Origin of the sequence: Hyphomonas atlantica corrig. (assembly GCF_017795365.1) — a bacterium.
Taxonomy (GTDB): Bacteria; Pseudomonadota; Alphaproteobacteria; order Caulobacterales; family Hyphomonadaceae; genus Hyphomonas; species Hyphomonas atlantica.
This window is the reverse complement of the sequence record NZ_CP051254.1, coordinates 2,379,147-2,392,785: the sequence shown is the minus strand read 5'-3', so window position 1 is coordinate 2,392,785 and position 13,639 is coordinate 2,379,147. Positions and strand designations below refer to the sequence as shown.

Sequence of the window (13,639 nt, the reverse complement as noted above, 5' to 3'; positions counted from 1 at the left end):
CTCTTTAATCCCTGGTGCCTGCCGACTACTGGACGGAGAACTTCTGAACCGGAGCGAACAGCACGTCTTGCTGGGCTTTCGCCTGAGCAACACGGATCGCCTTGTCGATATCTGCAGCGTAGCTGCCTTTCAGTGCTTCCCACTCACCCGTGGCGCGGTTGTAGCGAGCTGTCTTGCCATTCGGCGTCGCATAAACGAGCGCAACACGGCCGTAGAGGAACATGTCGACGGTCACCGGGTTGCCATCGATGTTGATCTCTTCCTGCCAGGTGCTGATCGTGCGGCCGTATTCCATTTCAGCCTGATAGGCGTCCATGATGAGGCGATACTGTTCAGCTGGCGTAACGTTCGGCGTTTCCATGACAGCATCCAGACCGTCGAGGCGAACCTGACGCTCTTCCATTTTGAACGGAAGGTCTGCAGCAACGAAGGCCTTCAGGTCTTCGATCATGCTCAGTAGCATTGGAACTGTTTGAGCCGTGATATCATCGATTGAGCCGAGCTGCTCGGTCAGGGATTCAATCTCCTGCTCCTGGCTCTCAACAACCAGAGCCTGCTGCTTGGCATAAAGCTCAGCGGCGTCGCGACGCTGCAGCAATGTGCGGTACTCCCGCACCATATCCGTGCGCTCATCGTCAAGCTGGTTGATTTGCTCTTGAACCTGTTCGGCACGCCGGGTGGCTTGCTCACCGGTATTGAGCGCATCGCGCAGCTGGGCCTGCGCCGGGACGGCCAGGCCTGCAATCAGCGCAGCGGCAAGAACGCCGCGAGCTGGTGACAGAAGTTTCTTCATGAGGTTTGCCTCTCACTCTCCAAACGGTCGCGCAGGAATTGCGCGTAAAAATTCGACAGTCAGGCGCCCTGCTCATGAGGACGTCCCGGTTTCAATGCCATGACCACACACACAATTGGCCTGGTAGGTATTGTCGGAAGCCGAAAGGCGCAGAGACGCCCGACCTCTCCCCTGAGCTTTGGAGCGTGGGCCGCTCTCTATCTATACCCTTTGCCACTCAGACGCCGGGTACGCAACGCCCTTACTTTTGATCTCCAAGGCTAACAACCCTGAATTCGGGGATCAACAAGCGGGTTTACGATTCAGTTAGGAAAATATCGGGCACACGCCCGAACGCAACCGGCGTGATACAGTATCTCAAAATATTTGTCGTTCGCTATCATACCACTTGTGTGGCAACTGCGAAGAAGTGGCTGGGGTGCCAGGATTCGAACCTGGGAATGCCGATACCAAAAACCGGTGCCTTACCACTTGGCGACACCCCAACGAAGGCGCCGAAATAGCCACTCTTGCGGTGGCTGGCAACACCCGATCTCATCCTTTGCAGTGGATTTGTGCAGGTAATGCGTCGATCCGCCCTAATTTTAATACGGATGCTATGCCCACCTTTACTTTTTATCGATAATCGGCAATATCGTTTTACAGAAAACCATAGACTCCCAGACCGTGCCGATGGAGACCCCAACTAGATGAAGACGTTTTTCCTTTCCATGGCAGGCGCCCTTGCCGCCATGTTCATTTTTATTTTTCTGATCTTCTCATTTTTCATGATGCTCATAATTGGAGCATCAAGCTCAAAACCTGAGCGCCCTGATGCTGTGGTCCTTTCCATGGACCTCAACATGGAGCTGTCAGACCAAGCTCCATCCGGTGGCTTCGCCGCATTGTCTGGTTCGCCCGGCTTCATCGACCTCCTTACACGCCTCAAGGCGGCAGAAGATGATGAGTCTGTCAAAGGCCTGTTTATCCGCGGCGCATTCATTGGCACGGGCAGCTCAAGAGCTGAAGAACTTCGCCAAGCCATCCACAGCTTCCGCGATTCAGGCAAATTCGTCATCGCGCATTCACAAGGTACGCTGGGCGTTGGCGGCCCCTCTGCCTACTGGTCCATCTCGGCGGCGGATGAAATCTGGATGCAGCCCGGCGCAGACCTGGTTGTTCCCGGACTGACGTTCGAAACGGAATTCTTCAAAGGTCTGTTCGAAAAAATTGACGTCACACCTGAAGTGTATCCGTTCTATGAATACAAGAACGCGCCAAACTCCTACAACGAAACCTCCTACACAGAGCCGCACCGGGAAGCGATGAGGGCACTGGCTGAATCGCTCTGGGAAACAGGTCTTGGCGACATCGCTGAGGACCGTGGCTTGTCCGTGTCATCCCTGAAAGCAACGCTCGAAGGGGGCATGATCCCAGCGGAGAAAGCCGTTGAACTGAAATTGCTCGATAAGACCGGATACCCTGAAGAAGCGTCCGAAGCTGCCTTGGAACAGGGTGGCAAGGGGGCGCAATTGGTCGACCTCGTATCCTATCAGGCCCCTGCCCCCGGATTGCGCGCCCCGCAAATCGCGGTTGTTGGCGGTGAAGGCGCAGTCGTCACGGGAGGCTCTGAATCAGACTCTCCATTCGCGTCTCCGCCTGGCTTCGCGTCGGACAACATCGCGCGCGCCATTCTGGACGCTGGGGCGAACGACAAAGTGAAAGCCATTATTTTCCGCGTCGACAGCCCTGGCGGATCCCCGATTGCGGCGGACCAGATCTGGAATGCAATTGAAACGGTACAGGCAGACGGAAAGCCGGTAATCGTTTCGATGGGGTCGCTCGCGGCATCCGGAGGATATTACGTCTCTGCCGGCGCTGACTATATTCTTGCAAACCGTGCAACACTGACTGGCTCAATTGGAATCTTTGGTGGCAAGTTCGCCATTGAAGGTGGCCTGAACAAACTCGGCATCACTTTCGACCGGGTCACTGTCGGCGGCGAGTTTGCGGGTGCTTATGGCACGTCAACGTTCACCGATACGCAGGAAGCCGCCGTAAAGGACATGCTCAAGCGCGGCTATGACCGGTTCCTGAATATCGTCGCAGATGGTCGCGGCATGACGTATGACGAAGTGCATGAAGTGGCTCGTGGCCGCGTCTGGACAGGTGCCGACGCTCTGGAAGTAGGTCTGGTCGATGAACTCGGGACCTTCATGGACGCTGTCGAAAAGGCAAAGGAACTGGCCGATATCGAAGCGGATGTGACTCCACGTCTGGTCTACTACCCGCACCGTCCGACCGGATTGGAAGCTCTTGAAGCTCTGTTCGGCGTGTCCGCCGAAGGCGCCGAGGCCGCCATCATGCTCAACCGCCTGACCGACGATAAGAATGTCCAAGCACTGATCGAGCAAATGGCAACGATGGAAGCCGTCAATTCCGGACAGGCCCAGATCGTGATGCCACGCTTCAGAGAGAGATAGGCAATCACTCATTCCTGACAAAAGCCCTCCCGAAATGGAGGGCTTTTTTTATGTGCCGTACTCAAGGGCTAAACCGAGCCTTGTCGCGACCCGCTCAAACTCACTGGGAACCGGGGCACTAAATGTCCGCCTCTCTCCATCAGGATGCGTGATCTCAAGTGACTGCGCGTGCAACATGAGTCGATCCGCTGATCGCTGGCCAGTGCCGTAAAGGTGATCTCCGAGAATTGGACAGCCCGCCCCCATCAGGTGAGCCCGTATTTGATGCATGCGCCCAGTTTCCGGTGAGAGCTCCAACACGGCGTGATTGCCAGTACGAGATACAACTCGCCAAGCGGTTGCGGCGGACAGTTTCCCCTTGCGGTCCGGCTTGGCGATCAACATGCGCGGGCGACCACCCTCTTCGACTTTCACAAGTGGCTGGTCGAACACGCCCTCGTCGCCATCAGGGATTTTTCCCTCAACGACAGCAACATACGTCTTCCGTGCACGGCGTGAAGAGAATTCCTTAGACAAAAACGCTGCAGCAGGCTTTGTCCGTGCGACGATGATAACGCCTGACGTCCCCCGATCAAGACGATGAACCAGCCGCGGCCTCTTCCCATTTGACTTGGCAAAAGCCACGAGCAGGTCGTCCAGCGACTGCTCAACACCCCCGCCGCCCTGCACAGCCAATCCCGACGGCTTGTCGAAAACGATCACTTGGCTGTCTTCATGGAGCAAAATACTGCTCACATAAGCACGATCCGCCTCCCTCAGAGACGGCAACGGGCGATTTCTCATGAGTCACCCCGATAGCGTTTACGAATTTCGGCAACATAGTTCATGCGCTCAAGCACTGCGCGTTCTCGCCCACGTCCGGTCGGTTCATAAAACACGGGGCGCCCCATTTCTTTCGGAAAATAGTTCTGACCAGACACGCCCTCCTCCGTATCATGATCGTATATGTAGCCGTCCCCATAGCCCTGATCTTTCATCATGCTGGTTGGTGCATTCAGAATGGTTTTGGGCGGCATCAAGCTGCCAGTCTCTCTCGCGGCTGCCCGAGCCTTGTGCAGGGACATATAGGCAGCGTTCGATTTCGGGGCAGTCGCCAGATGAACAACGCAATGCGCCAACGGAATAAGCCCTTCCGGATCTCCCAACCGCTCGAAGGCTCTGGCTGCCTCGCCAGCTACCATCATCGCCGTCGGATCCGCGAGACCAATATCCTCGCTCGCCATCACGACAAGTCGGCGCGCGATGAAGCGAGGATCTTCTCCGCCTTCCAGCATACGCGCGAACCAGTACATCGCCGCATCCGGATCTGATCCGCGAACGGATTTGTGAAGCGCCGAGATCAAATTGTAATGCCCGTCGCCGGATTTGTCGTAGGCAGGCGCACGTTTCTGAAGCGCAGTAGACATCGCCTCAACTGAGAGGACATCGCCTTTGCCGGCGAACGTATAGACCTGCTCGACCAGGTTAAGCAGATAGCGCCCGTCGCCGTCCGCCATTTCCATCAGAACCGCGCGTGCGGCAGGTGCTACCGGCAGCGCCCTCCCCTCCAGGGTTTCAGCACGCTGAATGAGTTGACCAAGCCCGGTCTCGTCCAATCGCTTCAACACCATGACCTGGCACCGCGACAGCAAAGCGCCATTGATTTCAAAGCTTGGATTCTCGGTTGTTGCCCCAACCAGCGTCACGGTCCCCCCTTCGACAAAGGGCAGGAACCCATCCTGCTGCGCTTTGTTGAACCGGTGGATCTCATCAACGAACAGCAAGGTTCCCTTGCCGGTCGAACGGCGGGCCTCAGCACGCTCGAACGCTGCGCGCAAATCCTTCACGCCGGAAAAAATCGCGCTTATGGCCTCGAATTCGAGATCCGTCTCGCTCGCCAACAGACGGGCGATAGTAGTCTTCCCGACCCCGGGCGGGCCCCAGAAAACAATGGAGGATAAACGCCCGGCGTCGAGCATACGCCGTAGTGGGCCGTCCGCCCCCAACAAATGGTCCTGTCCAACGACCTCCGAAAGAGACTTTGGGCGCAAGCGGTCCGCCAATGGTTGCGGCGCGCCTTCCGAGAGGCCGGATGCAGAGAAAAGGTCGGTCATGAGCTCGTTCTAGGCGGGTTTGAATGCCGTGATAAGGTGGAAGGTGGAGGAGACATATAATGACATTGAAGATTGCACCAACGGGGGAAGCGTGCGGCGCTGTTGTTCGCGGCGTTGACCTGACCCAACCACTCGCCAAAGAGACCGTAGATGAAATCCGGTCGGCGTGGCTGGACCACCTGGTTCTCGTGTTCCCGGACCAGGAAATGAGCGACGAAGATCTTGAACGCTTCACGCTCTATTTTGGCCCCTTCGGAGATGACCCGTTTATCGCACCCATCGACGGACACGAACACATTATCGCGGTTCAGCGCGCCGCGGACGAGACAGCTCCGATCTTCGCTGAGAGCTGGCACACGGATTGGAGCTTTCAGGAATCACCCCCAAGCGGAACGTGCCTGTTCGGAATCACCATCCCCCCATCGGGTGGCGACACCTTGTTCTCAAACCAGTATCTGGCTCTGGAACACATGCCGTCAGAGTTACGCAGTCGGCTGGAAGGACGAAAAGCCGTCCACTCCGCCCGCAATGCCTACGCGCCGGGCGGCATGTATGGTGAAGCGGACAAGGAAAACGGCAGGAGCATGACCATAATCGCCTCTTCCGATGCGGAGGCGACACAAACTCATGATGTCATTCGTACACATCCCGAAACCGGCCGGGAGACGCTTTTTGGCGCCGCCGGTTACATTACGGGTTTCGAAGACATGACGGACGACGAAGGCTGGGCTCTCCTGACAGAGCTCTACCGCTGGCAAACCCGGCAGGAGTTCCAGTATCGACACAAATGGCGAGAGAACATGCTGGTCATGTGGGACAATCGCTGCCTGCTTCACATGGCGACCGGCGGCTATCCTGGTCATGCCCGCCTGCTGCACCGCACAACAATTGGCGCTACCTGAGCGCTGGCCTCCTGCCCGTTTCAGGCGTACTTTGAAAAGAAAAAAACGGGAGGAACACATGGCCGATACCGAGTATGGGGCTGCGAGCGCAATTCCAGACCCCTGGACACTGCCGCTTGAGACATTTGACGTGTCCAAGGCGGAGATATTTCAGAACGACATGCAAGGCGAGTATTTCCGGCGTTTGCGACAGGAAGCGCCCGTACACTACTGCCCGGAAAGCTCCGTAGGCGCATATTGGTCGGTGACCAAGTATCACGACATCATCGCCGTCGACTCCAATCACAAGACATTCTCGTCTGAGCCGAGCATCGTGATTGGCGATCCCAGCGACAATTTCCAGCCACCGATGTTTATCGCCATGGACCCTCCGCTCCATGACATTCAGCGGAAGGTGGCGCAGCCTGCGGTCGCGCCGACCCAATTGTCAGAACTCGAGGACCTTATCCGACAGCGCGTCAGCACAATTCTGGACAGCCTGCCAGTCGGTGAAGAATTCAACTGGGTCGACAAGGTTTCCATCGAACTGACAACACAAATGCTGGCGACACTGTTCGACTTTCCGTTCGAAGATCGTCACAAGCTGCCCTTCTGGTCAGACGTTGCGACAACGAGCGACGCTGTTGGCATCGTCGGCACAGATATGGAATGGCGGATGAAGCATCTGAATGAATGCGTCGCCTATTTCACTCAGCTGTGGCGCCAAAGGGCGGCAGAGCCCCGAAAGTTTGATTTCATCTCCCTGCTCGCTCACAGCGACGACACCAAGCACATGGTCGACAATCCAATCGAACTGCTCGGCAATCTCATGCTGCTGATCGTGGGTGGGAACGACACGACGCGAAACTCGATTTCAGGGGGCGTCTACTTCCTGAACAAGTTTCCCGAAGAATACGATAAGCTACGCGCCGATCCCTCGCTGATCCCGAATATGGTCTCAGAAATCATTCGCTATCAAACGCCGCTTGCACATATGCGACGCGTGGCGACAGAAGATACCGAACTCGGCGGCCAGAAAATCCGCAAAGGCGACAAAGTGGTCATGTGGTACGTTTCCGGCAACCGGGACGAAGAGGTAATCGACGACGCCGATACATTCCGGATTGATCGCGCAAATGCCCGGCGCCACCTTTCATTCGGGTTCGGGATTCACCGATGCATGGGAAATCGCGTCGCAGAAATGCAACTGCGTATTCTCTGGGAGGAAATCCTGCGCCGCTTTGACCGCGTGGAAGTCACGGGAGAACCGACAAGGGTATTGTCCAATTTCGTGCTTGGTTACGAAAAACTGCCTGTGATTTTGCATCCAAAGGCGACTGCCTGACGCGTTCCACCAGTCTGGTTGAATTTCGAAGCGATGTAATCGACACTTGGCCCAATTCATGCATAAAAAATGCGATCGCAGAAAGCGTTGGCGTTTAAGGGGACCGTGTTTGTTATGAAGGCTGATTTGAAGACCGGGTCGGTACTCGTTCTTGAATTGAACGAGTTGTGCCCACCAATTCTGGAGCGCATGATCGCCGCGGATCAACTTCCGAATTTCAAGAAGCTTCGCGACAGTTCAGAAGTTTTCGTAACTCACACGGATGACCCAACGCTGGAACCTTGGGTACAGTGGCCCACGTTTCACACTGGTCAGCCCGAGAGCGTTCACGGCGCCGCCGAGTTGGACGAAGGACATCTCATCAAGCCAGCTCGTGTCTGGGACACTCTGGCGGAATCCGGTGTGGAGAGCGTGGTCTTCGGTTCAATGAACGCAGACGCAAAGCGCAAAGACCGCGTCTTCCTGGTGCCGGACCCGTGGTCTGCCAATGTCACGCCAAGCGACGCCTCTTATGAGGCCTTTCACAAATTCATCAGCTTTCATGTTGCCGAGCATACCAACCCAAATGCCAAGCCAACTTCCGCTGACGCCATGAATTTTATGAAGTTCATGCTTGGTCATGGGCTTTCATTGAATACGGTTACAACGGCCATGAGCCAGATCGCCGGCGAGAAGACCGCATCTGGCGATCGCAAATGGGGGCGCGCGCTCGTCCTCGATTGGATGATGTGGGACGTATTCGCAAAGACGTGGAAAAAGCGCCGTCCACAGTTCGCGACGTTTTTCGCCAATTCGACAGCGTTTCTTCAGCACCGATACTGGCGTCAGATGGATCCGGACTCCTACCAGGTGAAACCTTCTGAAGAAGACGTGCGGAACTACGGTTCGGCAATCGAGGATTCGTATCGTCACATGGACCGGATCGTTGGCAAGGCCTTTGATCTGGTTGGCCCAACCGGTCGGATCGTTTTGGCGACAGCTCTAAGCCAGCAAGCCAATACCCAATATGAACATATTGGCGGCAAATTCGTGTATCGCCCTCACAGCTTCAAAGACCTGTTTCAATGGGCTGGTGGACCGCAACCTGTTAGTTTCGAACCGGTCATGACACATCAGGCTTGGGCCACATTCCAGTCTGAAGCAGCCGCCATCGAAGCAGAAGCAACGCTCGCCGCGCTTCAGTCGAACGGAAAGACCATCATGGAATGGCGCCGCACTGCAAATCGGATCATGTTCTGGTGTGGTCTGATATCGAAGACCGGACCCGGGTTTGAAGTGACAAACGCCAAAAATGGAGAAAGCACCTCATTTGAGGAGCTGTTCATGCTGGTAGGCCAAGTGAACAATTCTAAGCATTGCCGCGATGGAGCGTTTTGGGTGCAAAGCGTCGACGGATCAGCAAAGCGACATGTCGACAAACTGCCACTGGAGCACGCCTATGGGTTGATGCTGGATATGTTTTCAGACCAGACTGCATCAAAAGTCGCGGCCGAGTGAGACATCCCGCCTAAAGCCGGACTGTGCCGCGCACGACCCGGCCGTTGCGCTCTATCTCAATATCCCAGCTACTGGCTCCCTCGTTGAGCGCCGATTTGAGCTCATCAACCGTCTTCGTTTGAACGCCGTTCACCGAGCGCACAATGTCTCCGGGGCGGAAGAAATTCCGCGCAATAGAGCGGCGCATGACTGAATAGACATAGATGCCTGATCCTTTCTGGAAAGGATCCAGCCCGTTTTCCTCAGCCAAACGAGGAGAGAGCTCAACCACGCGCGCACCTGAGAATGCGGTCCGTCCTTCCAGCAATACAACGTCAGCCTCGCTGGCACCGGGTGGCGGGGCCACGGTCACACCCATGTTCTGGGTCTTGCCGCCGCGAAGCACTGTCAGCGACGCTTCCTCACCGGGGCTCCGCACGGCCGCCAGGAATTTCAGACCCTTCTCATCGAAGACTTCACGTCCATCGATGGCGGTGATCAGATCGCCGCGGCGCAGTCCGGCTTCATCAGCGGGACCATCATCATAGACCTCGGTAACCATCACGCCGACCGGCCGATCGAGACCTTGAGCTTTTGCAATGTCATAGCTGACGGATTGCGCGGCGAGACCGAGCCAAGGGCGTACAAACGTGCCTTCATTCATGGCCGCGTCAACCACGCGCTTCACCATCTCTGCCGGAATGGCAAACCCGATCCCGTTCGAACCGCCGGAGCGAGAAAAGATCGCCGTATTCACGCCAACGAGTTCGCCCTTGGTATTGACCAGAGCGCCGCCTGAATTCCCTGGATTCACCGCCGCATCGGTCTGCAGGAAAAAGGCATAGTCAGAGATTCCGACATCTGTTCGCGCCGTCGCAGAGATAATGCCGCTGGTGACAGTCTGGCCAACGCCGAACGGGTTTCCAATGGCCAGCACAAGATCGCCGACTTGCGCCGCACGCGTGTCTGCATATGGCAATACCGGCAACACCGCGCCCTCAGTGTCGATCTTCAGCACAGCAAGGTCAGTCCGCTCGTCCGCGAGCACCAATTCAGCCGGATACTCCCTGCGATCACTCAGCACGACACGGTACGTATCCGCACCTTCGATCACATGATTGTTCGTTACAATCACACCGTCTGATCCGACAATCACACCGGACCCAAGCGAATTCTGGCGACGCTGCTTGGGAATGGCATTGCCAAAGAACATTTGCTCCATTGGCGATACGCGATTGGACACCATACGTTCGGTGAACACGTTGACGACAGCCGGCGACGCTTCCCTGACAAGCGGCGCAAAGCTGAGATCAATTTCGGTTTGTGACTGCGGCAGTCGCTGTGCGCTTGCGAACAGTGGCAACAAAGCCAGGACAAGAAGGGCCAGAACCGAAAGCCCGGCAACGACCAGGAACTTCGAAACGTGTTTCGTCATGCGGAGTGTATGCATCATGACTATGGCTCTATTGCGGCGTGAAGCAGGTGGCAATTCCTCACTTCATGACAAATCAGTGAGTTTTTTCAGGGAGTTGTGCCCGGCTCATCCCTGGCTGCGAGTGCAGCCAGATTGGCTGCATGGCTTTCCCTGCTGATACGATAAAAGCTCAGACAGAAAATCATGAGCATCCAGATTACGAGCAGCGACACAGCATACCCCCATCCGAGACGGTCCAGCGAAGCATCCGCCACCTCACCCGGCTGCATGCCCGGCCGTAGCTCTGCCACCGACAATACGACGGCAGCCGTCAAAATTCCCGCCCCCTGCGAAAGCTTCCGAATGAAGCTGATACCCGCAAAGAAGATGCCTTCGGAACGGCGCCCTGTGGCAAGTTCGCTTTCTTCAACAATGTCCGCAACCATCGCCGCCATCAGCATTTGCGTCACAATGATCAACGCCACATCGACCACAGTGATCACGAGCACGATATAATACAGCGCGTCAGTCCCGTTGGCAGGCATGAGCCCGAACAGCCGCGCCAGAACGGGGGCTGGCGCAATTGTAAAGGCGAACAAGCCGATGATGATCGCCCCGCGCTTCTTGCCCAGCGATTTCCCGATGAGCGGTGCCAGCACCAGCGCCATGCCAGCCGACAGGAATACGCCCATGGTTAGCCCTGCAATCTGATCGGTGTCAAAGCCCCAGAAGAAGCCATTGATGTACTGATTCAATGCCGCTGATATTCCACTCGCGAACAGACCGAAAAGTGTCGCCAGAAATAGCGCCCGGAATGACGGATTCGAAACGGTCTCGAATATCTCACTGAACACTTTGCCGATGGTGAGGTTGCGAGCAGGCGGCGCTGCCTTGAGGTGTGGGATATAACGATGGGTGCCGACACTGCAGATAAAAATGGCACCGACGATCGTGACCGCTGCCCAGAACCCATAGGTGTGCCATCCATCCAGATTGAAGAATCCCATCTTCACCGTTTCGGTTGGCCGCAATAGCAAAGTCAGCAAGGCAACCTGAATGGCCAAGCCGCCGATCCAGGCAAAGAAATACCTGAATGACATGAGGCTGGTTCGGGCGTCGTAATCCTGCGTGAGTTCTGCGGCGAGTGCGAGGCTTGGCACTTCGTAAAACGTAAAGCACAGCCGCACGGTGATCGTGATCGCAACCAACCAGACAAACAATCCTTGGCTATCCAGTCCCTCCGGAGGATTCCAGGTCAGGAAATATGCAACGCCAAGGGGCAACATGGCTGCGTACATGAAGGGGTGCCGACGCCCGAAGCGTGTGCGGACATTATCCGACCAATACCCGACAATCGGATCCGACACAGCGTCAACGACAAGAGCCAGGAACAACGCGCCAGCAACAAGCGACGCAGAGATGCCCAGGACCTGACTATAGTAGAGCAGCAGAAAATATTCGAAGCCGTTATTCTTGACCCCGCTCGCGGCACCGCCCACGCCATAAGCAATCCTGGTCAGGAAGCCCGGCTTGCGTACGACTGGCGTGGGCGCTGCCGTAAAGGTCAAAGGCCGAGCACCATCTTGGCCATGATGTTGCGCTGGATCTCATTTGAACCAGCGTAGATCGACGTCTTGCGATAGTTGAAGTAACTCGGCGCAACAGGCACGGCATATTGCGGCATTGGCAGGTCAGCATTTGCGCCATCCCGCGCGACAGCGAAACTGTCCTGAACAAATGGTGCAGCATAGGCGCCGGTCGCTTCCAGGATCAATTCCGTGATCGCCTGCTGGGTATCCGACCCTTCGCATTTGAGCATGGAGCTCTCAGGGCCAACTGCCTGCCCCGCCGACAAGGCCGAAAAAATCCTCTGCTCAGTTGCATCCAGACTGTCGATCTTGATTTCCATGTTCGCCAGCTTGCGAGAGAAATCCCGATCACGGATAAGCGCCTCACCTTCAGATTGCTCCAGACTGGCTATCTTTCGCGCCTTTCTCAGCATGTTCCGAAGACCCGGGGCATACGCATTGCCACGCTCGAACTGGAGCAAGTATTTCGCGTAGGTCCAGCCCTTGTTCTCTTCGCCTACAAGCGCTTCAGCCACTGGCACACGGACATTCTCGAAGAAGACCTGGTTGATCTCCTGCTGCCCTTCCAGTGGTCCATCCAGCGTAGGAAGTGCGGAAACAGTGATACCCGGCAGAGTCATCGGAAACACGATAAAGCTGATCCCCTCCTGAGGCTTACCCTCTTTGGAAGTTCTGACCAGACAGAAGATCATGTCGGCCCACTGCGCGTGCGTGGTCCAGATCTTCGAACCGTTGAGAACGTAGTCGTCACCGTCGCGCACCGCGCTCATCTGTAGTGAAGCGAGATCAGATCCAGCGCCCGGCTCTGAATACCCTTGGCACCACCAGACATCAGACCGGAGGATCGGCGGAAGGTACTTTTCTTTTTGCTCGTCTGAACCGAATTCCATCAGAACTGGCGCGACCATCGATATCCCCATCGGACTGACCGTGGGAGTACCGGCAGCGGAAAGCTCCATGTTCAGGATGTAGCGCTCGGATGGTGACAGACCGGGGCCACCATATTTTTCCGGCCAGTTGGGCGCGACCCAGCCCTTTTCATAAAGGCGCTTTTGCCACTCCACCTGGCCGTCCTTGTCGAGATACCCGTTCTTCGACATGGCCATTTTCGCACGCAGCTCAGGCGTATACGCCTCGGCAATCCAATCCCTGACTTCTTTTTGGAACTCAAGGTCTTCCTTGGTAAATGAGAGGTCCATAATTGTCTCGGATCAATCCACGCTTGTGAGGTAGGTAATTTGTGGCGCGCCAGCGAGGCATGCGCCCAGCTTTGGCGCAGCTGCGGTGTAATGCTCGGTCTTGCCATGCGCATCCAGATCGTCCTGGCTGGCATACTCTTCGAGGAAAACGTAGGAGCCGTCTTTGGATTTATAGAGCTGGTATGTGAGACAGCCCGGCTCGCTGGCCTTGACCTTCGCCATCAGGTCCCTTGCGACCTGTTCAAATTCCGCTTCCTTGCCCTCTTGAATGGACAGGTTCACAACCACACCAATCATGTCGATTTCCTCCTGATATATGCGTCTATCCTTAGGATGTTCGGCGCCGACGGCAAGGCTAACGTAAGGGAGGGAGCGATCAGGTTTTGG

Annotated in this window: 11 protein-coding genes and 1 tRNA gene; 4 read left to right on the top strand and 8 right to left on the bottom strand. The window is 56.2% G+C overall.

Annotation, left to right across the window (positions count from 1 at the left end; all coding sequences use genetic code 11):
* Positions 1-25 precede the first annotated feature (25 nt).
* Both HF931_RS11590 and HF931_RS11585 read right to left on the bottom strand, forming a co-directional pair.
* Positions 26-793 (bottom strand): DUF3450 domain-containing protein, encoded by a 768-nt coding sequence (locus HF931_RS11590; protein ID WP_035553750.1) that lies wholly within the window; start codon positions 791-793, stop codon positions 26-28.
* A 410-nt stretch (positions 794-1,203) separates the two neighbouring features.
* Positions 1,204-1,278: transfer RNA gene (locus tag HF931_RS11585), tRNA-Gln, on the bottom strand.
* Between the two features lie 204 nt (positions 1,279-1,482).
* Here HF931_RS11585 and sppA point away from each other — a divergent pair.
* Positions 1,483-3,255, top strand: coding sequence for a signal peptide peptidase SppA (sppA, locus tag HF931_RS11580; RefSeq protein ID WP_035553753.1), 1,773 nt, complete (start codon positions 1,483-1,485; stop codon positions 3,253-3,255).
* 48 nt (positions 3,256-3,303) lie between these two features.
* On the opposite strand, the gene HF931_RS11575 is transcribed toward sppA, so the two are convergent.
* Both HF931_RS11575 and HF931_RS11570 read right to left on the bottom strand, forming a co-directional pair.
* Positions 3,304-3,990 (bottom strand): RluA family pseudouridine synthase, encoded by a 687-nt coding sequence (locus HF931_RS11575; RefSeq protein WP_241764210.1) that lies wholly within the window; start codon positions 3,988-3,990, stop codon positions 3,304-3,306.
* A 44-nt stretch (positions 3,991-4,034) separates the two neighbouring features.
* Positions 4,035-5,348 (bottom strand): replication-associated recombination protein A, encoded by a 1,314-nt coding sequence (locus HF931_RS11570; protein ID WP_035553758.1) that lies wholly within the window; start codon positions 5,346-5,348, stop codon positions 4,035-4,037.
* A gap of 59 nt (positions 5,349-5,407) precedes the next feature.
* On the opposite strand from HF931_RS11570, the gene HF931_RS11565 reads away from it, so the two are divergent.
* From HF931_RS11565 to HF931_RS11555, 3 genes are all read left to right on the top strand, one after another.
* Positions 5,408-6,250 (top strand): TauD/TfdA dioxygenase family protein, encoded by an 843-nt coding sequence (locus HF931_RS11565; RefSeq protein ID WP_035553760.1) that lies wholly within the window; start codon positions 5,408-5,410, stop codon positions 6,248-6,250.
* A 58-nt stretch (positions 6,251-6,308) separates the two neighbouring features.
* Positions 6,309-7,574 (top strand): cytochrome P450, encoded by a 1,266-nt coding sequence (locus tag HF931_RS11560; protein ID WP_035553764.1) that lies wholly within the window; start codon positions 6,309-6,311, stop codon positions 7,572-7,574.
* Between the two features lie 114 nt (positions 7,575-7,688).
* A complete protein-coding gene (locus tag HF931_RS11555) occupies positions 7,689-9,071 on the top strand; it encodes an alkaline phosphatase family protein (protein ID WP_035553766.1) in 1,383 nt (460 codons plus the stop codon).
* A gap of 10 nt (positions 9,072-9,081) precedes the next feature.
* Here HF931_RS11555 and HF931_RS11550 read toward each other — a convergent pair whose 3' ends face one another.
* From HF931_RS11550 to HF931_RS11535, 4 genes are all read right to left on the bottom strand, one after another.
* The gene (locus tag HF931_RS11550; protein WP_420537742.1) at positions 9,082-10,500 is read right to left on the bottom strand and encodes a Do family serine endopeptidase; all 1,419 of its coding nucleotides are present in this window, start codon (positions 10,498-10,500) and stop codon (positions 9,082-9,084) included.
* Between the two features lie 71 nt (positions 10,501-10,571).
* Entirely contained in the window at positions 10,572-12,032 is a 1,461-nt protein-coding gene (locus tag HF931_RS11545; protein ID WP_051602795.1) for an MFS transporter, read from the bottom strand.
* Positions 12,029-13,252: an acyl-CoA dehydrogenase family protein gene (locus tag HF931_RS11540; protein WP_035553771.1), complete on the bottom strand. Its 1,224-nt coding sequence runs from the start codon at positions 13,250-13,252 to the stop codon at positions 12,029-12,031. Before HF931_RS11540 ends, HF931_RS11545 begins: the two co-directional genes overlap by 4 nt.
* A gap of 12 nt (positions 13,253-13,264) precedes the next feature.
* The gene (locus tag HF931_RS11535) at positions 13,265-13,549 is read right to left on the bottom strand and encodes a putative quinol monooxygenase (protein ID WP_035553773.1); all 285 of its coding nucleotides are present in this window, start codon (positions 13,547-13,549) and stop codon (positions 13,265-13,267) included.
* Between the last annotated feature and the right edge of the window lie 90 nt (positions 13,550-13,639).